The 24,536-nt window shown below is 41.7% G+C and carries 20 protein-coding genes, 1 tRNA gene and 1 pseudogene; 6 read left to right on the top strand and 16 right to left on the bottom strand.

Translation table 11 applies throughout. The features are described 5' to 3' along the window. Positions 1 to 140 precede the first annotated feature (140 nt). The 3 genes from JK139_RS13860 to gmk form a co-directional block, all read right to left on the bottom strand. Positions 141 to 1,592, bottom strand: coding sequence for an amidohydrolase (locus JK139_RS13860; protein WP_218331660.1), 1,452 nt, complete (start codon positions 1,590 to 1,592; stop codon positions 141 to 143). Between the two features lie 55 nt (positions 1,593 to 1,647). Next, positions 1,648 to 2,466 carry an SDR family oxidoreductase gene (locus JK139_RS13855; RefSeq protein WP_218331658.1) on the bottom strand — a complete coding sequence of 273 codons (819 nt, stop codon included), beginning with the start codon at positions 2,464 to 2,466 and terminating at the stop codon, positions 1,648 to 1,650. Between the two features lie 108 nt (positions 2,467 to 2,574). Further along, positions 2,575 to 3,150 carry a guanylate kinase gene (gene gmk / locus JK139_RS13850; RefSeq protein WP_218331656.1) on the bottom strand — a complete coding sequence of 192 codons (576 nt, stop codon included), beginning with the start codon at positions 3,148 to 3,150 and terminating at the stop codon, positions 2,575 to 2,577. Positions 3,151 to 3,293: 143 nt separating this feature from the next. Here gmk and JK139_RS13845 point away from each other — a divergent pair. Further along, positions 3,294 to 3,986, top strand: a pseudogene (locus JK139_RS13845) (IS91 family transposase); the annotation flags it as partial. 243 nt (positions 3,987 to 4,229) lie between these two features. Here the strand turns inward: JK139_RS13845 and JK139_RS15915 are convergent. Further along, positions 4,230 to 4,565, bottom strand: coding sequence for an RloB domain-containing protein (locus tag JK139_RS15915; protein WP_394369760.1), 336 nt, complete (start codon positions 4,563 to 4,565; stop codon positions 4,230 to 4,232). A gap of 226 nt (positions 4,566 to 4,791) precedes the next feature. On the opposite strand from JK139_RS15915, the gene JK139_RS13835 reads away from it, so the two are divergent. The 3 genes from JK139_RS13835 to JK139_RS13825 all read left to right on the top strand — a co-directional run bounded on the left by JK139_RS13835 (position 4,792) and on the right by JK139_RS13825 (position 10,090). Beyond that, positions 4,792 to 5,904 carry an endonuclease/exonuclease/phosphatase family protein gene (locus JK139_RS13835; RefSeq protein ID WP_074419467.1) on the top strand — a complete coding sequence of 371 codons (1,113 nt, stop codon included), beginning with the start codon at positions 4,792 to 4,794 and terminating at the stop codon, positions 5,902 to 5,904. Positions 5,905 to 6,001: 97 nt separating this feature from the next. Continuing rightward, positions 6,002 to 7,507: a cysteine--tRNA ligase gene (gene cysS, locus JK139_RS13830; RefSeq protein WP_074419478.1), complete on the top strand. Its 1,506-nt coding sequence runs from the start codon at positions 6,002 to 6,004 to the stop codon at positions 7,505 to 7,507. 189 nt (positions 7,508 to 7,696) lie between these two features. After that, complete coding sequence (locus tag JK139_RS13825; RefSeq protein WP_218331652.1) at positions 7,697 to 10,090, top strand: hypothetical protein; 2,394 nt, start codon at positions 7,697 to 7,699, stop codon at positions 10,088 to 10,090. 59 nt (positions 10,091 to 10,149) lie between these two features. On the opposite strand, the gene JK139_RS13820 is transcribed toward JK139_RS13825, so the two are convergent. The 4 genes from JK139_RS13820 to pxpB are packed head-to-tail and all read right to left on the bottom strand — an operon-like array spanning position 10,150 to position 13,747. Beyond that, complete coding sequence (locus JK139_RS13820; protein WP_228733240.1) at positions 10,150 to 11,319, bottom strand: NRAMP family divalent metal transporter; 1,170 nt, start codon at positions 11,317 to 11,319, stop codon at positions 10,150 to 10,152. Continuing rightward, the gene (locus JK139_RS13815) at positions 11,300 to 12,040 is read right to left on the bottom strand and encodes a 5-oxoprolinase subunit PxpA (RefSeq protein WP_218331650.1); all 741 of its coding nucleotides are present in this window, start codon (positions 12,038 to 12,040) and stop codon (positions 11,300 to 11,302) included. The genes JK139_RS13820 and JK139_RS13815 overlap by 20 nt, the downstream gene beginning before the upstream one ends. Continuing rightward, entirely contained in the window at positions 12,027 to 13,028 is a 1,002-nt protein-coding gene (locus JK139_RS13810) for a 5-oxoprolinase subunit C family protein (RefSeq protein WP_218331647.1), read from the bottom strand. Before JK139_RS13810 ends, JK139_RS13815 begins: the two co-directional genes overlap by 14 nt. Beyond that, positions 13,019 to 13,747 (bottom strand): 5-oxoprolinase subunit PxpB, encoded by a 729-nt coding sequence (gene pxpB / locus JK139_RS13805; protein ID WP_218331645.1) that lies wholly within the window; start codon positions 13,745 to 13,747, stop codon positions 13,019 to 13,021. Before pxpB ends, JK139_RS13810 begins: the two co-directional genes overlap by 10 nt. Before the next feature lie 135 nt (positions 13,748 to 13,882). Here pxpB and JK139_RS13800 point away from each other — a divergent pair. Beyond that, positions 13,883 to 13,958, top strand: a tRNA-Lys gene (locus JK139_RS13800). Here JK139_RS13800 and JK139_RS15910 read toward each other — a convergent pair. Next, a complete protein-coding gene (locus tag JK139_RS15910; protein ID WP_394369759.1) occupies positions 13,921 to 15,468 on the bottom strand; it encodes a recombinase family protein in 1,548 nt (515 codons plus the stop codon). The genes JK139_RS13800 and JK139_RS15910 overlap by 38 nt on opposite strands. A gap of 216 nt (positions 15,469 to 15,684) precedes the next feature. On the opposite strand from JK139_RS15910, the gene JK139_RS13785 reads away from it, so the two are divergent. Continuing rightward, positions 15,685 to 17,247, top strand: coding sequence for a Fic family protein (locus JK139_RS13785; RefSeq protein WP_054282493.1), 1,563 nt, complete (start codon positions 15,685 to 15,687; stop codon positions 17,245 to 17,247). A gap of 5 nt (positions 17,248 to 17,252) precedes the next feature. Here JK139_RS13785 and JK139_RS13780 read toward each other — a convergent pair whose 3' ends face one another. From JK139_RS13780 to traM, 7 genes are all read right to left on the bottom strand, one after another. Next, the gene (locus JK139_RS13780; protein ID WP_218331643.1) at positions 17,253 to 18,785 is read right to left on the bottom strand and encodes a recombinase family protein; all 1,533 of its coding nucleotides are present in this window, start codon (positions 18,783 to 18,785) and stop codon (positions 17,253 to 17,255) included. Positions 18,786 to 19,089: 304 nt separating this feature from the next. Beyond that, on the bottom strand, positions 19,090 to 19,383 hold the full coding sequence (locus JK139_RS13775) for a hypothetical protein (protein WP_054282494.1): 294 nt from the start codon (positions 19,381 to 19,383) through the stop codon (positions 19,090 to 19,092). Positions 19,384 to 19,398: 15 nt separating this feature from the next. Beyond that, complete coding sequence (locus JK139_RS13770) at positions 19,399 to 20,451, bottom strand: hypothetical protein (RefSeq protein ID WP_133176883.1); 1,053 nt, start codon at positions 20,449 to 20,451, stop codon at positions 19,399 to 19,401. A gap of 21 nt (positions 20,452 to 20,472) precedes the next feature. Continuing rightward, complete coding sequence (locus JK139_RS13765) at positions 20,473 to 21,222, bottom strand: hypothetical protein (RefSeq protein ID WP_157444940.1); 750 nt, start codon at positions 21,220 to 21,222, stop codon at positions 20,473 to 20,475. Between the two features lie 87 nt (positions 21,223 to 21,309). Further along, positions 21,310 to 22,467 (bottom strand): hypothetical protein, encoded by a 1,158-nt coding sequence (locus JK139_RS13760; protein WP_228733239.1) that lies wholly within the window; start codon positions 22,465 to 22,467, stop codon positions 21,310 to 21,312. A gap of 66 nt (positions 22,468 to 22,533) precedes the next feature. Further along, on the bottom strand, positions 22,534 to 23,376 hold the full coding sequence (gene traN / locus JK139_RS13755; RefSeq protein WP_054282497.1) for a conjugative transposon protein TraN: 843 nt from the start codon (positions 23,374 to 23,376) through the stop codon (positions 22,534 to 22,536). 29 nt (positions 23,377 to 23,405) lie between these two features. Further along, positions 23,406 to 24,536: conjugative transposon protein TraM (traM, locus tag JK139_RS13750; RefSeq protein WP_218331642.1), on the bottom strand; the 1,131-nt coding region annotated here is incomplete at its 5' end.

The following is a 24,536-nucleotide window of genomic DNA, read 5'->3' as shown; positions in this document are numbered from 1 at the left end:
ATAGCGCATTGGCAGGATAAGCTTTTTGATTTGCCGGCTTATCATGAACCGCTAAAATATTTGCAAACATAGCATCAAAGCAATAAAAAACCGCTTACTTTAGCAGAAAGCGGTTGATTTAATATCAAAATATTACACAATTAATCGCGGTAATGTAAAGCAGGCTTTCTATCGCCCAACAATGCTTTGTACTGGTAATTGCCTTTGGCTTGCACAAATTCTTTTTTAGCTGCATCAATCAAAGCCGGACTTTGGTATAAATCAATGGCAGTTAATGCCAATGTTTTAGCGGCTACCATCATGCCTTTGGTGCCAATTTCAGTTCCTCCACAGGCAGTGGCCTGCCAGCTATGCGCAGGAGTGCCTGGAATCCAGGTAGCAGCCCTTAAGCCAACGGTGGGCACTGTATAGCTTACATCGCCTACATCGGTTGAGCCGCCGCCGGCATCTTCCTGTTCTTTTAATGGTTTAATGGTAGCAGCCGACTCAATGGGTGGTACGTTAAAATTAAAAGTGGCCTGTAATTTTTTACCGAATGCTACTTCATCTGGCGTATAGGTAACGCCGCCCACTTGTTCTAAATCAGACTGCATTACATTGGCCAGTGTTTTATTCAACAGCAAATCATGCGTTCCGCCAATAATTTCATAATCCATGGTTGTGCCGGTGCCCAATGCTGCACCCTGCCCGGCTTTTACCAACCTGTCAAAAATAGATTTTACCTGCTCTTTATTGGGGTGGCGTACATAATAATACACCTCAGCAAAATCGGGTACCACATTGGGCGCCTTGCCGCCATTGGTAATAATGTAGTGAATACGGGTTTCCTGAGGCACATGTTCCCGCATCATATTGGCCATATAATCCATAGCTTCAACGGCATCTAAAGCAGAGCGGCCTTTTTCGGGCGATGCTGCAGCGTGTGCAGCAATACCATGAAATCTGAATTTGGCAGAGATGTTGGCTAATGCACTGGTCATGGTTACGCCATTTTCTGCGCCGGGATGCCAGTGCAATACTACATCTACCCCATTGAATAATCCTGCACGCACCATATACACTTTGCCACTGCCGCCTTCTTCGGCCGGACAACCATATACTTTTATAGTTCCTTTTAATTGGTTGGAGGCTATTAATTTTTGTATTTCTATTCCGGCAGCTACTGAAGCCGTGCCAAATAAATGATGTCCGCAACCATGCCCCGCTGCCTGTCCGGCAACCGGCTCTTTTTCAGCAACAGCCTGTTGAGATAAACCGGGTAAGGCATCAAATTCAGCCAATATACCAATCACAGGCTGACCGCTACCATAGGTAGCCACAAAAGCAGTGGGAATATCGGCCACTCCGCTTTCAACAGAAAAGCCTGCATTTTTAAGTTGTTCTTGCAGCAGTGCTGAACTCTTTACTTCTTTATAGCCCACTTCTGCAAAGTTCCAAATTTGTAAGGCTACATTTTTGTAGGTGTTATACTGGCTTTGCAAATCGGCCATGGCAGTTTGTTTGAGTGCATTGGGTTTTTGCGGTGTTTGAGCAAATGGAGCAGACAGCCATAGCAGGCTGTCTGCAAGCAACAGAATAATAAATTTTTTCATAAGTAGTTAGTTTTGGTTGTATAAAAAATGGAAATGTACTAATAAAAATATCGATTTATACAAATAAATCGTTGAAAAGTGTGGCACCTGGTACCACAGCATATTTATCTAAATCAGTGATGCCTTCTGCTGCCAGTACTGCTTCATCAATAAACGTATTGCCTGTGCAGTCTTTTGATTTTTTTTGCAGGATGATAGCAGTAGCATCGGCCAGGATTTGTGGTGTTCGGCTTTGGTTAGCCAACGCAACGCCGCCCAATAAATTACGTACCGCAGCCGTATCGATGGTGGTTCTTGGCCACAAAGCATTGGATGCAATACCCAGCTCTTTAAACTCATGTGCCCAGGCAATGGCCATCATGCTCATATTATATTTGGTAAGGGTGTACGCAATATGTGGCGCCAGCCATTTGGGCTGCATATTCAGAGGTGGTGATAAGGTTAAAATATGTGGATTGGGTGCTTTTTTTAAATAAGGAACACAGGCTTGTGTAACCAGAAAAGTACCCCGTACATTAATGCTGTGCATTAAATCGAAGCGCTTGGTTTCGGTGGAGAGAGTATCAGATAATTGAATGGCAGAAGCATTATTGATTAAAATATCAATTCCGCCAAAAGCTTCTACTGCTATTTCTACCGCTTGTTGTATTTGTTCTTCAAATCGAATATCGGTTTTTATGGGCAAAGCCTTGGTGCCTATTGCCTCTATTTCTTTAGCTGCAGAAAAAATAGTGCCGCCTAATTTGGGGTTTTCTTCTGTGCTTTTAGCAGCAATCACAATATTAGCCCCTTGTTTTGCCAGTTCTAACGCTATTGCCTTGCCGATGCCCCTGCTGGCACCGGTAATGAATACGGTCTTATTTTGAAATAGCATATCCTGTTCATTTAATGAAACAAGGTAGGATAATTGCAGGAAGAATAAAGAAGGAAGGCCAATAATTTTATTACCAATACATCAGGAAAAAATAGCAATACCCGCTCATTACCAGCCCAGAAATTGGCGGATGGCAGTTTCTGCTTCCCGGCAGGCCTGCTCTAATTCTTTGTTTACAATTCCTATATTAAAGTGGTGCTTAAAAGAAATTTCATACCTGGCTTTATTCATACGGGTAGCAATACTATCCGGGGTTTCTGTGCCCCTGCTTTCTAATCTTTTTTTTAAATCATCCAAACTGGGCGCTTCAATAAAAATGGACAAGGTATTGTTGGGATATTGTTGTTGTACATGAATGGCGCCTTTCACATCAATATCCAAAACCGGCACTTTTCCTTCCTGCCAAATTCTTTCTATTTCTGCGTGCAGGGTGCCATAATATTTTCCTTCATATACCATTTCCCATTCAACAAATTCATTTGCTTTAATTTTTTCCTGAAAATTGTTGATAGAAATAAAATAATAATCTTTTCCATTCTGCTCATTGCTTCGAGGGGAACGGGTAGTAGCGGAAATAGAAAATGCTAATTTGGGATATTTTGCTAAAAGATATCGGGTAATAGAAGTTTTACCTGCACCCGATGGCGCCGTGATGATGATAATTTTTTTTTCCGTTAATTCCATTTGCAAATAAAAGAAGAAAAAATGGAGTGGCGTAATTCAGATTCGATGAATTATTTTTCAAATAGCAATTTACAGATATACAACACTCTGTTGTTGTGTTGTGTGTCCGCAAACGGCGAACGTAAATCAGGACAAGACAAGGCGGCATGATTGCCATTCTGCATACCTGGGGACAAACGCTTAGCCTGCATCCCCACCTGCATTGTATTGTACCGGGTGCAGGCGTAGATGCAAAGGGTCATTTTAAAACCATTACTGCCAATGGAAAATATTTGTTTCCGGCAAAAGCTTTGAGCAATGTGTACCGTGCAAAGTATGTTGCACTGCTCAGGCAAAAGGGTATCACAGATAAAACACTCATCAATCATTTATTTGCCAAAAATTGGGTAGTGTATGCCAAGCGCCCTTTTGGCGCACCAAAGCAGGTAATAGAATACTTAGGCAGGTACACCCATAAAATTGCTATCAGCAATCACCGTTTGCAACAGGTAGATCAAACCAATACCACCTTCCACTACAAAGATTATAAAGGCCATGGCAGTATAAAACAAATGACGCTGAGCAACCCGGAATTTATCCGGCGTTTTGCTATGCACATTTTACCCCTGCGCTTTGTACGCATCAGGCATTACGGCATACGCAGCACTACCTGGAAGCGGGCAAAGTTTGTTGCCTTAAAAAAACAGTTAAAGTTGCCAACACCAAAAAATGACAGTACAACAAAACTACATTGCTGCCCTTGTTGCAAAACAGGCATATTAATCACCATCATCACCTTTGGCAAACGGGGGCCACCACCGCAGCATAAGGCCGGTGCAAAAAGGAATGCCTGCTAAATGCGGGTAAGGGAATTGCTGTGCCTGCAAGAACATAACCGCTACTACAATAACGGCACACAGTAGTAAACAAAGAATTGAAAAAAATAATACCCCCCGATTTTCAATTACAGCAACACAGTAGCAAAACGATAACTCCATAATCAATAAACACCCGGATAATTTACCGGTTTCGTTCAACAGGCGGCTTCATTGTTGGCGCTACGCACCCAACGAAGCCTTAGTTGTTAGCTGTAGGCTTTATTAAACATTAATAATCGACTTCATTTCGTCGGTCTCGTATAGCAGCTGCATTTGAGTCATTGCCGTTTTGGGATTATCCAAGTCAAATGCTTTTAACTTTTTTGCATTTGCAATGGCTGTTTTCAGTTTAGGTTTTAGTTTTAAATAAATATCGTTGTCTTGCTTTGTAAAATATTTACTTGTTTTTTCAAAATCAGGTAAATACTTTTTTAACTGTTTGATTGCACCTTCACAATTATCAAAATACTTGCCTGTCGATTCAAAATGAAGTAATATCCAAAATTCTAAGCATGGGTTATTGATAATTACAACGACATTTTTACAAACAAATGACAGATTATTCGTCAGCTGGGGTGGGTGGGTAGTGCGTTGGCATTTTTAGCTCTTGGCAAGGTTGGCATTGTGTCTGAGTTTTGTGTGCCTTGCCATGTGCTAAAAATTGCGTGGGGTCGGGTAGCAAAGTCATGGATAGTGTCACTGTACCCAAATAGGGTGACATACAACAATTATATTTCTGCTTTTCTCCTTTTGCCCTTCCACCAACAATTGTTATTTTTATGCAATGGCATTGGCATTCATCAGGCCTTTTATAAAACGTATAGTAATTGGTATTAACCTGCTGGTCATTTTTATTTACTTACTGGGCTGTTTAAGTCCGTGGGTAAACCCCGTATATTTTACCCCCATCAGCTTTATTGCCATTACCATGCCCTACCTGGCTTTAATCCTCATTTTTGCTGCTATTTTCTGGATTATCGTAAAGCCGAAATATGTGTGGATGCCGCTGCTGGCACTATTACTCAGCTATCAGCAAATACAGGTAATGTTTGCCGGTAACATAAAAGAAGGATTTTCAAAAACAAAACCTGCCGGCAGTTTGCGCATCATTAGCTGGAATGTGCAAAGCTTTAATGGCCTCAGTAAAAGCAAGGCTGCTAAACAACAGGTGCGTACCGATCTGGCCCTCACTATTCAAAAACTCAATGCCGATGTGGTTTGCATGCAGGAGTTTAACCATGCCGACAATGCCAATCCAACAGCTAATAATATTGGCTTGTTCGCTGATAGTTTTCCCTATCATTGCTTCTCGAAAGACTATCGCCGCAACAATCACTATCATTCAGGCTGTATCATCTTTTCCAAATACCCCATTATCCGTTCCGAACGCATCCCCTTTAAAACAGCCGAAAGCCTTATTTATGCCGATATTGTAAAAGGCTACGATACCATACGGGTTTTCACCACCCATTTGCAATCTTATAAATTTAACCAGGATGATTATGATGGCATGGAGAAAATTAAACAACAAAATGAAGAAGCACTGGCTGCCTCCAAAGGCATTATTCAAAAAATGCTACTGGCTTTTAGAAGAAGAACCGCACAGGCCATCATTGTAAAAAACAAATTGAACGAAAGCCCTTATCCTTATTTAATTTGTGGCGATTTTAATGATGTGCCCAACAGCTTTACTTATTTCCATATTCGTGAAAACATGCAGGATGCTTTTTTGGCAAAAGGTTTTGGCATTGGCCGCAGTTTTATTAGCCTTGCACCAACACTGCGTATTGACTATATTTTAACCGACCCTCATTTTGCCATCCGGCAATTTGATATGGTTGATGAAGACCTAAGCGATCATATTATGCTGGTAAGTGATGTGGCACTGAAAAAATAAAACCCCTTTCCCGCTTTATATTCCGTTTGCTGCTACTGCAACGATTGGCTACTTTTGCAGCCTGTAATTGAATAATGACCGCTATTTAAATATTTCTATGCCTTTACAATTGTACAATACCCTTACCCGCAAAAAAGAAGTGTTTACCCCCATTACGCCGGGACTCGTGGGCTTATATGTTTGTGGACCAACTGTTAGCGGCGAAAGCCATTTGGGCCATGCACGCCCTTATATTAGTTTCGATATTCTGTATCGCTATTTTTTACACTTAGGTTATAAAGTACGGTATGTACGCAATATTACCGATGCCGGTCATTTTGAAGAAGAAGGCCGCGCCGCAGAAGATAAAATTAGCAGTAAAGCTATGTTGGAAAAATTAGAACCCATGGAGCTGGTGCAGAAATACACCAACCTGTTTCATTGGGCCATGCAACAATTCAATACCCTGCCACCCAGTATAGAACCCACTGCTACCGGTCATATTGTAGAGCAAATTAATATGATTCAACAAATTATTGCCGATGGCTATGCTTATGTTGTAAATGGTTCGGTTTATTTTGATGTGGCAAAGTACAATACCGATTTTTCTAAAATTGGCCAACCCTATGGCATACTCAGTGGCAGAAATATTGAAGAACAGTTAGAAACTACCCGCCAATTAGAAAATCAGGACGAAAAAAGAAACAAAAACGATTTTGCGTTGTGGAAAAAGGCCCCGCCCGAACACATTATGCGCTGGACCAGCCCCTGGGGCGAGGGCTTTCCCGGTTGGCATATTGAATGTTCGGCCATGAGTACCAAATATTTGGGTAAACAATTTGATATACATGGCGGAGGGATGGATTTGGAGTTCCCGCACCATGAATGCGAAATTGCCCAAAGCTCGGTTTGCAACCATCAACCTCCTGCCCGTTATTGGGTGCACAATAACATGATTACCATTAATGGTAAAAAAATGGGTAAAAGCTATAACAACGTGATTAAATTGACCGAGTTGTTTAGTGGCAATCATCCCATTTTAGAACAGGCATACCATCCCATGACCATCCGTTTCTTTATCCTGCAATCACATTACCGCTCTACCCTCGATTTTAGCAATGAAGCCCTGCAGGCATCAGAAAAAGCATTAAAACGTTTGTGGGAAGCCTATTCTAATTTATTGGCATTATCCTTACCCGATAATGATGTAGCCGGAGATGTTGAGTTAGACAAAAAAGTGCAGGAACAAATAGATGAATTTTCTGTGTTTATGGACGATGACCTAAGCACTGCCAAAGTATTGGCCAATATGTTTGAGCTGGCACCTGTTATCAATGCCCTAAAAAACAAACAATTACCAGCCAATTGTTTAACATCGGCCACCCTACTGCGCTTACAACAACAAATGAAACTATTTTTAGAAGATATTTTCGGATTACAAAATCCAATACCCGCTTACAATGGCAAACTAAATCAGGTAATGGATTTATTGTTGCAACTACGCAAACAGGCCAAAGCAAAAAAAGATTTTGTAACCAGCGATACCATCCGGAATGAATTATTGGCCCTGGGCATTCAAATTAAAGATGAAAAAGATGGCTCCATGAGTTACAGCATACTTTAAGCTGGCCTATTCTTCCCGCTTTAATAAAATTATAACCCAACCTGCTTATTTTTATAAGTAGGTTTGTTTTTTAGCACACATCAAAATAGTGTTTATTTGCTATATTGCTTGTTTAAAAACCATGAGGCATTTTCTTATGCCTTTTTTGAATAGAAAGCAATTACATCTCGTCAAAATAAATTGTATTACATGAACAAAATGCTTGCTGTTTTAGGCTTTTGCACACTGCTTAGCTTTTCATCTTCTACAAAAGCACAGGTATTAGACTCTATGATGGATGTGTATGCCAACAGGTATCCTCAGGAAAAAATACATATTCAGTTCGATAAGGGAGCATACAATAAAGGCGAAACCATTTGGTATAAAGCCTATTTAATGACAGGCATTGACCTTTCGTTTATCAGCAAAAACTTTTATGTAGACTGGTATGATGCATCGGGCACCTTACTCATGCATTCTGTAGCACCGCTTTTTCAGGCCACCGCTTCGGGCTCGTTTGAAGTGCCGACCAATTACAGCGGAAAAACCCTGCAATTAAGGGCTTACACTCGTTGGATGCTGAATTTTGATACCGTTTTTTTGTATCAGCGTTCCATTCCCGTAATACAACCACAGGTTAAAGCCAATATTATCTTGCCGAAAACACAGGTATACCTGTTCCCCGAAGGAGGTAATCTGGTAGAAGGGCTGAATAGCCGCGTTGCCTTTAAAGCTACCGATCAGTTTGGCAATCCTGTATATATTAAAGGGGCCATTAAAAACAACCATCAGGCATTGGTAGATTCGTTTTTAACGGAACATGATGGCATGGGCAGCTTTTCAGTTGAACCCAAAGCCGGCGAAACCTATCAAATTAACTGGTTAGATGAAAATGGCCAAACCGGCACAACCGCATTACCTGCCGCATTACCCAACGGTGCCACCCTTTCTGTACAATCCGCCAGCGATAAAGCCATTGTATTTGTAGAGCGCACCGCCAAGGATGATCCTTTGTACAAAACCATGTATCTCATGGCGCAAATGAATCAGCAATTAGTGTACAAATCAAGAATTAATTTTTCGGCTAAAACCAGTGTAGTGGCCGATTTGCCTACGACAGAATTACCCACCGGCATTTTGCAAATTACATTGTTTAATGCCAACTGGCAGCCTGTGGCAGAAAGAATTGTTTTTGTGAATAATGAAAACTATATCTTCAACCCCCGCATCAGCACGCCATTGGTAAATTTAGATAAACGCGGAAAAAACACCATTGAGTTTTTTGTATCTGATACTGCTTTTGCCAATATGTCTATTGCCGTTACCGATGCCGATGTGCCGGTAGATGATAAACATTCTATTTACTCGGATTTTTTATTGAGTGATGATATTAAAGGCAAAGTACACAATCCGGCTTATTACTTTTCCAGCGATGCTGACAGTGTTACCCATCATTTAGATTTGGTGATGATGACCAATGGATGGCGCCGTTACAACTGGAGCGATTTGGCAGCACAAAAAGTACCCAATATTAAATTTCCCCCGGAAACCAACTATTTAAAAATAGAAGGTAAAGTGTATGGCAGTAATTATACCGGTGGCGAATCTTCTTTTTTAAATGTGATTGTACAAGGGAAAGACAGCAGTAAACAGTTTTTATTATTACCCGTGCATAAAGATGGTTCATTTGAACAGGATGGTGTTTTCTTTTACGATACCGTTAAACTGTTTTACATGCTCAATGGCAAACGCAGTGGCAATAGCGGTGCAGTAGTTAGTTTTTCAAACGGGTTATTTAACCTGCAACCCCGTTATGTAAACATCAGCAGCAGTTTAACCAACTGGACAGATAGTATGGCACTGCGCCGTATGCAATATTTTATGGAAGAACAGGAAAGGCTGCGCAAATTAATGGCCTCTGCAACGCTGCAGGAAGTAACTGTACGTGCTAAGGTAAAAAGTGCCTTACAGGTACTGGATGAAAAATATGCAACAGGCCTCTTCTCCGGCGGCGATAGTTATGGGTTTGATGTTATGGACGACCCTCGGGCCAATGGCGCATTAGATGTATTTACTTACCTGCAGGGGCAGGTAGCAGGCTTACAAATTAATTATGGCGGCGGAACGCCCACTTTAACCTGGCGGGGCAGCACACCCGATTTATATTTAGATGAAAGTCCGGCTCAGCCCGATATGATTCAAAGCCTACCCATTACAGATATTGCGTACATCAAAGTATTTCGCCCACCTTTCTTTGGCTCCATGGGCGGTGGCAGTGGTGGTGCCATTGCTATTTATACCAAAAGAGGCAATGATAGCAAACGCAATAACAACGCCAATACACCGGGGTTAGATAATACCATTTTAGGCGGTTATACTAAGTTTAAACAATTCTTCAGCCCTGATTACGACAAATCGAATGATGCGTTTGGCGATGATGTAAGAAGCACCCTTTATTGGAACCCTTATGTGTTAACCAACAAGAAAAGTCCACAGTTGAAATTAGATTTTTATAATAACGACATCAGCAAAAAATTAAAAATTATTATTGAAGGGTTTAATGCCGATGGGAAGCTAACTCATATAGAAAAAGTGTTGCAGTAAATAAACAAATGATTATTACATGATAGCATTGTTGGTATAGCAATGCTATTTTTTTATTTTTAATAAATCCCTATAATCATCCACAACATTCCCGCCACCACTATCCATCCCACTATTTGTAACCACAATGCATGCCGGTAATTCGGAGTTATACGATATTTAAGCGCAGCTAACAAAATAATCACCAATGCCAGGGGTAAAATAAACCCATTCACTGTACCGGCCCATACCAATACATTAACAGGTTGGCCTATCCATTCAAATATTCCGGTAGATAGTAGTATGAAACCTGTTACCCATATTTTTTGTTGTGCTTCAATTGCAGGATGAAATGTTTTAATGAATGAAATGGCTGTAAAAGATGCACCAATAACCGAGGTAATAGAAGCTGCCCACATAACCATTCCAAAAAAGAAATAACCCATATTGCCGGCAACAATTTTAAATACCGATGCCGCAGGGTTAGCAGCATCTATCCACTTACCCTGCACCACCACACCCAGTGCTGCCAAAAACAAAACAAACCGCATAATTCCCGTTAGCACAATACCCGTAACAGCGCCTTTATTTACCTTTCCAAGATTAGTAATACCGGTAATACCCACTTCTAATAAACGATGGGCGCCCGCAAAAGAAATATAACCACCTACCGTACCACCTACAATGGTAATAATGGCGAGTGCACTCACTTTGCCGGGCCATACCATTTGCACCATAGCATCTGCAACGGGTGGATGGGCTACAAAGGCTACATAACAGGCTAATACAATCATTAATATTCCCATGTATTTGGTAAATACGTCCATGGCACGGCCTGCATCTTTCTGCCAAAAAATGAACAATGTAATGGCTGCACTGATGGCAGCACCAATGGGGGTGGGTAAGCCGGTACATACCTGTATACCTAAACCTGCCCCGGCAATATTACCGGTATTAAAAGCAATGCCTCCGAATACAATCATAGCTGCCAATACATAACCCAAACCCGGAAACAGTTGATTGGCCAGATCCTGAGCCCGTAAATGGCTCATGGTAATCATACGCCAGATATTGAGCTGTACGGCAATGTCTATTAAAATAGTAATTACAATTACAAAGGCAAAAGCCGCACCCAACTGCTTGGTAAACACGGTGGTTTGTGTTAAAAATCCCGGCCCTATGGCCGATGTTGCCATTAAAAAAGCCGCACCAATAATGGCTGTACTTGTTTTAGAGGGTTTGGATGTCAATGCCGTTTTGTTTGAGTGTATGATAAATGGTTTTAGCAAAATCTACTGCATGTGCCCCATCACCATGCAGGCAAAGCGTATCGGCAGCAATGAATATTTTATTTCCCGAAAGGGTTGTTACCTGCCTGTTTTGTACCATTGTTAATACTTGCTGCAAAGCCGCCTCCGTTGTTTCAATGAGTGCTTGAGGTGCTGAACGCGGTGTTAATTGGCCGTTATCCTGATAAGTTCTGTCGGCAAATACCTCAGCTGCGGTTTGCAATCCTATATCCTTGCAGGCATCCATTAAATAACTGCCACTCAGTGCATATACGATTAATTTGGGGTATAAAGTATGCAATATTTTGGCTATCTGTCCTGCCAGTACCACATCAGCCGATGCCATATTATACAATGCACCATGCAGTTTTATATGATGCAAGGAGGTTTCCATTGCTTCGCAAATTTGCTGTAATGCTTCTATTTGCTGTTGTATCAATACCAATAACTCCGGTTCAGTTAACGGTATGGGCTTTCTGCCAAAATTGGCTTTGTCGTTAAAGCCGGGATGGGCACCAATGGCAACCCCATACTGCAAACACAATGCTACCGTTTTGCGCATGGTGGCAGCATCTCCGGCATGAAATCCGCAGGCTATATTGGCACTGGAAATAAAGGGCATCAGCAGGGCATCGGTATTCATACCTTCGCCCAAATCGCAATTCAAATCAATGGATAGCATAGTCCGTAAATAATTTGTTGAGTGTTGCTGCCGCTGCATACTGCAGTTGCTGTAAATATTGTTGTTGTTGCTGCATGAGTTGGTGTGCCTCATGTAGTGATACGCTTTTAAAACGTAGTGTTTGATGCGGCCTTATTTGCGCCAATGTAGGTATAGCGGCGCTGCACACCGTTGCAGGAATGGGGTATCCGCCCGTTGTTTGATGCCCGGCCATTAACACAATGCACTGTCCGTTAGGCAGTAATTGTATGGTGCCATTGGTAACGGCAGTAGATAATACCGTAACAGGCAAATGTAGTTGTATAGGTTCACTTTGTAAATAATAACCCATTCGGTTGCTATTGGATTGAACAGTATAGGTGTTATTGAGAAAAAGTTGTTGTGCCTGCGTCGATAAATCTTTCCAATCTTTACTCACTATCACAGGTATTGCGTCGGTATGCAAATACCATTGTTTGGCATCGGCCTGAATATGAAAAATAAATACATCTTTTCCCTCTAATAAACCACTGTAATCTATTGATTCCTGTAACAGCAATTCATCGTGTTTTTTTAAATAGCGGCCTTTATAGCCGCCACATCCGGCAAGGGTATTGGTACTAAAACTTCCCATCCATGATTCTAATGCAAAGCCAGTATGAATAGCTAAATAACACCAAGCGCCAGACTTTACCTGTTTAAATTGCAACACACAATTTTTTTGAATGATAAAAGGTGTATTCAATGGAATGGGTACATCATTCACCCAGGCAGAAAAATCGGCACCACTCAACGCTACCAATGCCTGCTGCTCAAATAGCAAAACGGGAGCCGGGAAACTCATTTCAATCACCGGGCATTCCAGGGAATTGTTCACTAAAATATTTGCTACGGCAGCGGCAGTTTTGTCCATGGCACCATCGGGATTAATGCCGAGGTATTGCCAGCCATATCGGCCGGTATCCTGAATAGAATCGGCTATTCCCTGTTTAATGACAACTACAGACACGTGTTCTTGTTTTGTTTCAATGAATAAAAAGTATCTATATCAATCGGCACAAATTGTACCCGGTTACCGGGTTGCAACAGTGCGGGTTGCTTTCTGTTTTGTTGAAATAGGGCTTCTGGCGTTTGGCCAATAATATGCCAGCCTCCCGGCGAATGAAAGGGATAAATACCCGTTTGGCGGCCTGCAATTCCTACACTACCTGCAGCTACTTGTTTGGCAGGTTGCGCTTTACGCGGCATTGCCAAACTTTCGGGAACAGTGCCCATATAGGCAAAACCGGGTAAAAAGCCTAACATAAAGACCCGGTATATTTCATTGCTATGCCATTGTATCAATGTTGCTACAGTAATATTTTTTGCGGCACAAAATGCAGTTAAATCCGGTGCTACGGCCGGATCATAACAAACCGGAATTCGTACTATAGGCTGTTCAACCTCCTTCCTATTGGTACAGTTTATCAAAACACCCTCCACAAAATTCCTTACATACCCCTCTATATTTTCTATTCCCTGTTTCCATAAAGCAACCGGATTGTAAAGGATGGTAATGCTACTATAGGCCGGAATAACATCGCGTATAAAATCTTTTTTTTCTTGTTGAAAACATTGGAAAAGTGCCTGTACCTGATGGTTGATGGCTTCATCAATGGTATTACCCCAATCAATAACAATAGCCGTATCACTCAATGAATAAACACGGAAGGCAGCAGGCATGTGCATGATGAACGTAATTTAGGGAGGGTTAAGGTACAAAGAAAACAGGTGTTGATAAAAGGAATATTAAAATAAATGGTTGGAAAAACCTTAATACAACAACTATTATATTATCATAATAAGTACTTTTGCAACCTCACCGACTCCGTAGCTCAGTTGGTAGAGCTACTGACTCTTAATCAGTAGGTCCAGGGTTCGAGTCCCTGCGGGGTCACCATATGGGACAAGTCAAAATTCAAACGACTTGTCCCATTTTTTTTTGGCTTCAATTCCTTGTCTATTAAGGATATAATGTTGATAATTTCATTCAATCTTTTGGTTCGATGTTGGCAACCGTCGAATACGAGATTTTCAGGGAACATCGAACCAACTATCTTTCGCTTTACTTCTACTGTACCTTCTCTATACAATGTTTCAAGCTGTGCGATGTTGCTAAACGCCTTGTTCCATAAAGGCTCTACCGATGTTTGGAAATTTACAGCGGCCTTTAATTTTGCTTCCAGCCGATTGATCTTTTCCTCACATTCAGATTTGATAGCCCGATAATCATCGCCTTCAATATCGCCGCACAAAAGCAGTTCTCTTGCTTTTACAACCCGGTTGTTTACCTCCTGCAATTGTACCTTTAAATCTTTTTGTTCATCTCTTTCTCCACGTTCTTTTGACTTATATGTTGACGTAATTACGTCTTTGCATATTTCAAGTCTTGAAAGCGGCCAAACATATTTTTTGATTTCGTCATACATTTTATCGTTCGTGTCTTTTGCTTTGTAACGAACACCACAAGCAGAACTGCAATGATAGTAATGGTAATATTGTGTTCTCCCTTTTGATGCACTGGCTGTCAACATCCTTCCGCATTTTGGACAGATCAGGAAGCCTCTCAATGGAATGCTGTCATCGGCTGTAACTTTTGTTCCCAAAATCCGTTTGCGTCCATCCAATACATCCTGAACATCATAGAATAGGGCTTCAGAGATCAAAGGTTCATGTTGCCCCTTTGCCAAGAGACTTTCTTCTTCTTTGTATTTGGGAACAAATATCAATCCGCAGTATATCGGGTTTCGTATGGCAACCCAAAAGTTATTCTTGCTGCACTTTAATCCTTTTTCTTTTGCTTTTTTCCATACCTGTTCAGTATTGAGCTTACCGCGAGATAGTTCTTCAAACGCCCACTTCATTATATCACCCTGAATTTCTTTCGGGGCAATATATTTCTTACCGTTCTCATTAACCTTGTTGGCATAACCAATGGGGGCAGTTCCCATCCAGCGCCCTTCTTTCTTAGCCCTGCGCATCCCATGAAACACATTTAACGCTCTCCGGTCATTCTCTACCTCCGGTGCAGCGAGGTAAAACGCCAGCATCATTTTGTTTTCCGGAATGGAGAGGTCAAGCGGTTGTTCTACCGCCTGTGGCTCGATACCTAACCGCCGAAGGGTACTGATCATTTGGTACGCATCTCCTGCATTACGGCTAAACCTGTCCCATTTCGTAAACAGGATAAGGTCGGTATGTCCTTTGTGTTTCCTTAAATCACCCAGTAGCCCTGTCCAAGCCGGTCGTTTGAAAGTCTTAGCCGAATGGTCTTCCAAGATCACTTTCCTAACCCGGATATTGTTGATTTCACAGTATTTCCGCAAACGTTCCTCCTGGTCACGTTGCGAATAGCCTTTATCGGCCTGTTCATCCGTACTTACCCGTACATAAAGGTCTGCTATTTTCATAACTAAAAAATTAAGTGTGGTACTATGTAAAGATAAGAAGAAAAAATGAAAATGAGCAATATTTAATAGTATTATCACGTCAAAATTTACTAAATTTGCTACATCTTTGTTTAATATTAGAAAACCGACAAGGTTTAATAGGAATTGAACGCCCCTGTTTAATAACATAACAGGCACACAATAGCCTATTAACCGCATAAATTCAAACTATTCGATATGGCCACACCCCGCGAAAGATTGGTAGAATCGCTTAAATTCCTGAAAGAATTACAGGATAACGGTGTAGTCGGTATCCATACCGATGAAATGCCTAACAGGAAATACAGGGAGATACTGCTTAAAAACGGCTTTATCCGTGAGGTGACAAAGGGATGGTACATACCTACCGATCCTGCTGAAAAGGAAGGTGAAACCACGTCCTGGTACAGTTCCTATTGGGAATTTATTGTAAAGTTTCTGAATCACAAATTTGGCGATGACTGGTGCTTGTCAGCAGACCAGTCGCTGCTTATCCATGCGGGAAACAGCGCAGTACCTCAACAGTTGATGATACGTTCGCCACAAGGAAATAATAACCCTACGCCCTTACCGCATAACACGTCTCTGTTCAATTTAAGGACTGGTATTCCCCCAGCGGATCAAACCATCGTAACCAATGGAATCAGGATGTACAATCTGCCGGCTGCTTTGGTTTACAGTTCACCGAGCATTTATACAAGGAATGCCATAGATGCCCGCACAGCCCTTACGTTGATAAGAGATGCTTCGGAGGTACTACCTATCCTTTTGGAAAACGGTCACACCACATTTGCGGGAAGATTGGCAGGCGCTTTTAGAAATATTAACAGGGATAAAATAGCTGACCAGATTGTTGATACTGTTAAGCAGGCAGATTACGATATACGGGAAGAAGATCCTTTTGAAACCAAACTGAACCTTAATCTATCCTCCCGTGAACGCTCTCCCTACGCCAATCGCATCAGGCTCATGTGGCAGCAGATGCGTGAGATTATTATTTCCAGCTTTCCAAAAGCTCCCGGCATACCCGATGATTCACAAGCCTACCTGAAGGACGTTGACGACATTTACATAACAGATGCCTATCACTCCCTCTCGATAGAACGGTATCGGGTGACACCGGAACTTATCGAAAGAGTAAGCAGCGGTCAGTGGAACAGTAAGGCGCATGAGGAAGATCGCAAGCAAAGGGATGCTATGGCTGCCAGAGGCTACTACCAAGCCTTTCTGCAGGTGAAGGAAACCATCACAGCAATACTGAAGGGAGCCAATTCAGGAAAGCAGGTGGATAAAGATCACTCAAAATGGTACAGGCAACTATTCGACCCAAGCGTTACCGCCGGGCTATTAAAAGCGGCGGACCTTGCAGGGTATCGAAACCATCAGGTATATATCGGGAACTCCAAACACGTTCCTCTGAACGTGGATGCTATGAGAGATGCCATGCCCGTTCTGTTTGAACTATTGGAAGAAGAACCGGAGCCATCGGTCAGGGCAGTATTGGGTCATTTCATTTTTGTTTTTATCCATCCGTACATGGATGGTAACGGACGAATAGGACGGTTTCTGATGAATGCAATGTTGGCTTCCGGTGGATACCCGTGGACGGTTATACCTGTGGAAAGGAGAACTGAATATATGCAGGCATTGGAGCAGGCAAGTGTAGGACAGGATATAACTTCGTTTGCCACTTTCCTTGCTTATCTGGTCAACGAGCGGTTAAAAGGAAAAATAGTTGCTAAGTTGCCCGACGCTAAGTAGAACGGCTACATCCTATTTCGTAGTACGGCTACAGCATGTTTGCGGTGCAGATGGACACTTTCAGCCTGATAGTTCTCATTACTTTTTGCCTCTATTTCCCGTGGAGATTTTCTGCTTTTAGTCAATAAGCTGATAGCTGTACTCACTGTTGTGCGATGAAGTTTTTCACCGTTGAACGTCAGGTTATCGGGAAACAGTGTACTTACGATTTTTCTTTTTTGTATAACAGTTCCATTTTGAAACAACTCTTCTAAATGCGACAATTTGGAAATAGGAAGATCCCATAGTAATTCCATATTGTCTGAAAATGAAATGGATGTTTGTAGCTTTACTTCAATATCAGTCATTCTTTCATTGGCTTCAGACTTAATGGTACGATAGTCTTCGCCTTCAATTTCTCCACGCAGCAATAATTCACGAGCCTTTGAGAGCCGGTGCTTTATCTGATCCAGTTGAGCCACCAAACGTTTCTGATCTACCTTCTCAACACGGTTTACATCCATGAAAGTAGCTGTAATAATTTCCTGAAACAGTTTAAGTTGCGGAACATTGTGGACTTCATTCCCGATGGCTTCTATCATTAACTTGTTTGCGTCATCTGCTTTATAACGTACACCGCATTCGGAACTGCAATGATAGTAGTGATAGTATTTGTTTCTTCCTTTTGAAGCACTGCCGGTCAAAAACCTTCCACAGTTAGGGCAAATCAAATAACCTCTTAATGGAATGTCATCCTGTGCAATTACCTTTTTACTTACTGCTTTTCTCTTTCTGCCGTCCAGCACATCCTGCACATCAAAGAATAGTGAAGCGGTAATAATTGGTTCATGTTGCCCCTGTACAAGTTGGCTTTGTTCATCTTTGTGCTGAGGAACGAAAATTAATCCGCAATAAATAGGGTTCCTTATCGCTACCCAAAAATTATTCTTGCTACATTTCAATCCTCTTTCCCTGGCTTGTTTCCAGATTTGTTCTGTGTTCAGTTTGTTGCGAAAGATTTCTTCAAATGCCCATTTCATGATTTTAGCATCCTGATCTTTCGGCGCAATATATTTCTTGCCATCTTCAGTAATTCTGTTTACATAACCAATCGGAGCCGTGCCCATCCAGCGCCCTTCCTTTTTAGCACGGCGCATTCCATTAAATACATTTAATGCCCTGCGGTCATTCTCTACCTCTGGTGCTGCGAGGTAAAAAGCCAGCATCATTTTATTTTCAGGGATAGATAAATCCAATGGCTGTTCTACTGCCTGCGGCTCTACTCCGAGATGCCTTAGAAGGCTGATCATTTGATAAGCATCCCCGGCATTCCGGCTAAACCTATCCCACTTTGTAAAAAGAATTAGGTCTGAATTTCCCCTTTGCTTACGCAAATCTATCAGCAGGTTCTGCCAGGCAGGTCGCCTGAAGGTCTTTGCGGAATGGTCTTCAAAAATGACCTTGCGTATTTGAATGTTGTTGATGTTGCAATACCTACGCAGCCTTTCTTCCTGATCCCGTTGGGAATAGCCTTTATCTGCCTGCTCGTCTGTACTCACCCTGATATAAAGGTCTGCAATTTTCATAGCTGCTTTTTTACTTTACAGTCTTAGTTACGATTTCGGCATTGCAATGCCGCATACTTATGTATTGTTCAACTACTATGTTCGCCATACTATATAAAAAGTCGAGTATAATCTGTGCTTCTTCGATATTGACATCAATTCCATCTTTACGCAAAATTTCTATCGCCTTGTCTGGAGTGATCCTCATCAACACTTCATCTTCCATCTCACACCTCCTTTTTAGATAACAAAAGCCCATTGCGGGCTTTTGCAAAACTTTCCAAATCACTTGTCTATTTTAATCGCTTCTTTCAGCAAAATAGATTTTGCTTCCCTTCATACGATTAAAAGACGGCTCATACCTTATATAACCATATTCACTTAGTTCTCTAACGCATTTGTGGTAGGTGATAGCAGAGGACAATTTTGCAATGCTTAATATCTCATGACTAAAAACCTGGATAGGGTTGGCAAAGCCATTCTTTATGCGATACTGTAACAAAGCCGCATAAATGCCTATATGAGTAATGCTGATGCGGGCATCAGTTCCTATGGCTTCAAAAAAATCCGACAAATAATACAGCCTATCCATTGCTCACGCCTTTTATTACCCTAATCTCATTCCGTTCTTTTTTGCATGATTTTGTTGCTGCTGCTCATTGACCTTATGCGTCACTTTCATAGCATCCATTGTTTTATTGCCTAATGCTGTATGAAGCGTTATTTTCCTGGAATGCTCATCGTAAATATTTACTGATTTAAACTGCGGATTAGCTTCAATATAGAAGCGTTGTTCATTTCCATCCTTCACAAAGCTCACCGACACACGGTTTCCATTTTTTAATTCCGATTGCAGCTTATCTGCTTCACCTTTATTGAGCAATTCCTTTAACGGAAGCTGCTGCAAAGCCTTTTCAAGATCGTAGCCGTAGTCTGAGTGGAATTGCTTGATTCGGAAATTTCCGTTTGGGTCTTTGTCGTTAAAATCAAGTTGCATCCAAGTTCCACCGCTCTGGATGCAGCGACCGGATAAAAGATTATAGCACTCCGTGGCATTTACATTATTACCGTTACGCATGGTAAAGTATTGCTGGCGTTTTTCCTCCGGTTTGGATTCATTATACAGGGTTGTTTTATACCCTTCAAGCTGGTATGCACCGGATTGATCTTTAGCGAACGATAACTGATGATCTAACCTTTCTTTATCATTGAGGTAATAGGAAACAGGAATGGAAAATTGTTGCTGCCCAAGTTTCATCTGCTCATCAATTTTTGCAGATAGGTCAGGAAAGCCAGCACGCTGCACCTGATGGTGCAACGCCTGGCTGTTTTGCTCTGTTTTCCTGTTATCCTGCCTTATTACGATTTGTTCCTTAACGGGTGCAACTAATAACCTGCGCAGCAGCCTTATCAGTAGATTAGGATAAAGCTGCTTTTCAATACGATTGCGCTCTTGCCTTAGCACCCTGAGTGCAAACCGCTCGTCCAGATCCTGCGTGCCTTTATACTTTGCAGCAATACGGTCGTAGTAATCCAGCTTTTCTTTTAGCAGTGCCCTATTATTTGAAAGGCTGAAAGAAAACAGCTTGCTAAACCGTTCCTCCCTTGAACGCCATTGGTTCAGCTCTGCTTCCACTCTGTTTACAAGACTGTTATTCATAACCTGATTTTTGAGGATCAACTAAGGCATACTGTACGTCACCAGATCATAGGCATAGGTGCTGCAATCGGCGGCGTATTCCACACTGCCGCTCACGATAGCGCCGCCTATATCACTCGTGACGGCGGCAATCCACTTAACTATGTTTTTAAACTTAAAGGCCGCCGCCGGAGCCGGGGGCTGGAGCGTATTCATCCAATAATAAATGGAGTAACGTGCTACCGATGCCGCTTTAAGGGCAATTTCACGACCTTCAGGACTGAGCAGGTTATTTTGCATTACCCTCCTCTCAAAGTTCACAATCATGGCTTTAATCACCGGATAGGGACTATCCCTATCCGAAAGTCGTTTGATCAATTGCACCAGCGAATCCAGGGCGGCCTTTACTGGCTCTTCATAAGGACAATTAGCTATAAGCGTTTGGATGCTTTCGTTGCTTTGCCTTACCGTCTGGTTTACTGTTGAGAAAAATGATAGAGGCATGGCAATACGTTCCATTTCCCTGCAAAAGCGAAGTACACATCGCGTTGACATCTCTACATTAGGTGTGTCTGTAACAGGCTTGCAGTTCTGCACGTATGCCACGATCTGATTATGCCAATAGCCTATGCTATCGTAGGCATTTTCCGGGTTTTCAGGACCTGCTTCGCCAAGTGGTGATCTTAACTGCGCAATTTTATTTTCGCCTTCTGATATTACAGCTTCATTATCTTTCGTACATGCTGAAAGGCTTATTATAAATATTAGCAGCATTAACATTTGACTTCTCATTTTTCAATCTGTTTTTACGTTATAAATAGTTTCCTTTTCACCATCTCAACTTCACGACTATTTATAATAGACGGGGCTACTTAGTGCTTAGCTGATGCTTTGGTTCTTTTTCCTTTTCTTAGATGCCTTCGGTATCTCAGGGCCATCATCTTCAGCAGGTGTCTGCCTTTCCTTTTTACCGTCTTGTTTAGCTGACTGGCTTTCACCTTCAGACTGCTGTTCTTTTTTCGCCTGTCTGTTATCAACCCTTTGCATACTGCTATCATATATGTTGATTGTCTTGAATTGAGGGTTAGCTTCGATGTATTGTTTTTGCTCCGCACCGTTGATCTGAAACGTGGCAGATTGCAGGTTCCCTTTTTTAAGGGAATCCATCAGATTGGATTTGTATTCCTCGTTACCTAATTCCCTGATCGGATGCTTGGATAAAACCGCTTCCAAATCGTAGCCGTAGTTTTCATGATAGTGCTTCAGCTTGAAATTGCCGTTATTATCACTTTGTTTAAAGTCCATCTGTACCCAGGCGTTGTACACCTGTCCTTCTTTATTGGTGAGGTCTTTATTCACTGACCTTCCTTCCATCAGGTTATACCCTTCCTTCAGGGTAATGTTGTTGCCTTTGTTGATGTAGAAGGTTTGCTCCATTGTTTCAGAGCTATTTTCCTTTTGCACTTTCACCTGATAGGAATTAAAGAAATACATATCGCTTTGCTTCGATTGGCTGAAATTCAATGTAGCGTTTACAGTATCGTTGCCATACTTCGTTTCATAGGCCAATTTAAACTCCGGGGTTCTTTCCTGAATTTTTTGCTTCAGGTCGTTTTCCAACCCTTCACCGAACCCGGTGTACTTTACCTGGTCACGCAGGTATTCAAAATTTTTCTGATTCATAACTTCTGAATTTTGATTGTTATTTAATTGTTCTCTTTCTAATCTTTCGTAACGAACCGCTACCATCAGGGACACGTCAATGATGCCCTCCCTTTCAATCATTAGTTTGCTGTTCTCGGCAGCTTCCTGCATAGTCTTATATGCCGACCGTATTGCCAGAAAGTTGTAAAAGTCAATGTCGGTTGACATTTCGTAGCAGAACTCCCTAACATCGTATTCTGTGGGGAATGTGAATAGATCTTCTTTAGTTACTGGAGAAACATCATCGAGAAAGGCTACAAATTCCTCACCTTCCCAACGCTTTTTAGTCAGGTATTCAAGAATATCCTTGTAGTCGTCTTTCCTTATTTTCATAACATATCTTTTAGCGAGAACTAATAATTGAAATAGAATGTAACAGTTTCAATGGAGCGTTCAGTTTTAATTAATCGGAGCTGCCTTTACAATTTTCTTGTTCTTTATATGCAGTTCCAGATGCCTGCCTCCGTTCTTCTCCATCATTTGAACTGCGAGGTACTTCTTATCAGGAATAGTAAATTTGGGTACAATAAAAACGATGGTAGTATCTGACTGCCCGATTACTTGGGTCGTATTGTTATGTACAAGTACGGGTACTATTTCTATCTCCTGCGTAGCAGTTCTTTTGCTTTTCTTTTGGTCACGGATGTAAAGCCTGAGCTGGTCAATATCATAGTTGATATTTGTTTCATTGGCAATATTGAAGCGCATCAGCATAATGTCATCATGGATAAACAGGCCGTTCAGTTTAAGACGAATGCCGAAAGTTTGATCCTTTATACCCCGTATCTTTTTCTTCGATTCAAAAGCCATTGAAGCGTAATTCTCCATTTGTTCCTGGTTTATACTTTCTGAAGGAATAGAGATGGTGTTTTGCTTTGTCAGACCCGCTAATGAAATATTGAGTATAGTAGGCTGTTCGGCGTAATCAACCAGAAAGGATGTGAGCTTTCCGTCAGCAGTAATGATGCTGATATTGGTTTGAGGAAAGCTATCTTTTGCGGCTTTTATCTGCAAGATATTTTCTACTCCCTTCGCTTTTTGAGCCAACACATCCCTGCTTCCTATATCTACACTGACAATAGAATAGGGAAAGATAATGTTGGTTGTTTTGGAGAAAGCAATTGCCACATGATATGATTCAATTGCTTTCGTTTGCCAGGCTGTATTTGTTTGCGCCTGCGCTTTGAAAGTTGTAATAAGCAGGAAAATTCCCATTACCATTACTGCACTGATCTTTTTCATCTTTTGGAATTTTTAAGTGATTCAAATATTTAATTGGATTGTTTTTGCTTTTCGTCACGTAAAAGCACTTGGTAGCCTGCTTTTACAGTTACTTTAATCAGCTTGACTTTTTTGCTGAACAAAGTCTTTGCAGCTTCTATACCTGCGCTTGCAGCCTGCGCTCCCCACGAAGGGTCAAGTGAAGTCAAGCCGATGGTTTGCATAGACCGGTCTGCGGACTGCTTTGCAACATCCCTGGTAATTGCACCGGGAATGTATATGCCATCCAGTCCGTCCATATCGTACACCGCTAATTCAACTGGAAACAATGAATTATTATACCGCACACTGGTAATCTTGATACTTAATCTTTCACCACGGAGCGAAGCGATACCATATATAAAGTTGTCTTTAGGAATATGAACCCCGTTAATGAATACATCATTTACCAATCGCAATTTGACGGTGGAACCATCAACGATAGTCTGCGTTTCGTGTATGACCGCTTGTATGGCGTTCTGTGAATCTTCGATAGCTGTTGCGCCAGTGAACGAATAGAAGCCATTTGTTGAACCACCCGCAGGCAGGTCGGCGTTGAGCAATGTGATGTTGTTTTCTTTTGTTTTTGACGATACTGCGAATACCTGCCCTTTGTTTGCCTGGGAGGTCTGCCTCAATTTTTCCTGTACACGTTCAGGATATTGCACATCAAGTATCTTATCCAGCATTCCATTCAGTTGCTTCATTTCGGGATCTTCGCCAGCAGGTTGATTCATCATGTTCATCATTTGCTCCAGCCTGTCCACGTCTGATGAATTAACGGTTGCACTATTATTACCTCTGCCGGGAGTGCGTTGATACATATCATAAGGATCATCTTCCATAGAAGCAGGTACAGGCTTGCTCATCTCCCTGTCAAGCTCTGCCAGCTTTCGATATATCTTGTCCGTATGGGGATCATTACCCCCACGTCTACCGTAAAGAGAAGTGTTCAGCCCTCTTTCATCGGCAGGTAGTTGAAATGTGTCTTCTTTCCCTGACAGGTATTCATCCGTATCTGCTAATCCAATGTTCTTGTAGTTGGGATCATTCTTAACCAGTTCAAGAAATTTGATTGAATCCAGTTGCGCCTGATCGTAGTAACTCATTTTATCCATCGGCTTGTCATCTTTCAGGTTAGC

Source organism: Hydrotalea lipotrueae (assembly GCF_019249625.1).
Classification (GTDB): domain Bacteria; phylum Bacteroidota; class Bacteroidia; order Chitinophagales; family Chitinophagaceae; genus Hydrotalea; species Hydrotalea flava.
This window is presented reverse-complemented; position numbering and strand designations above follow the sequence as displayed.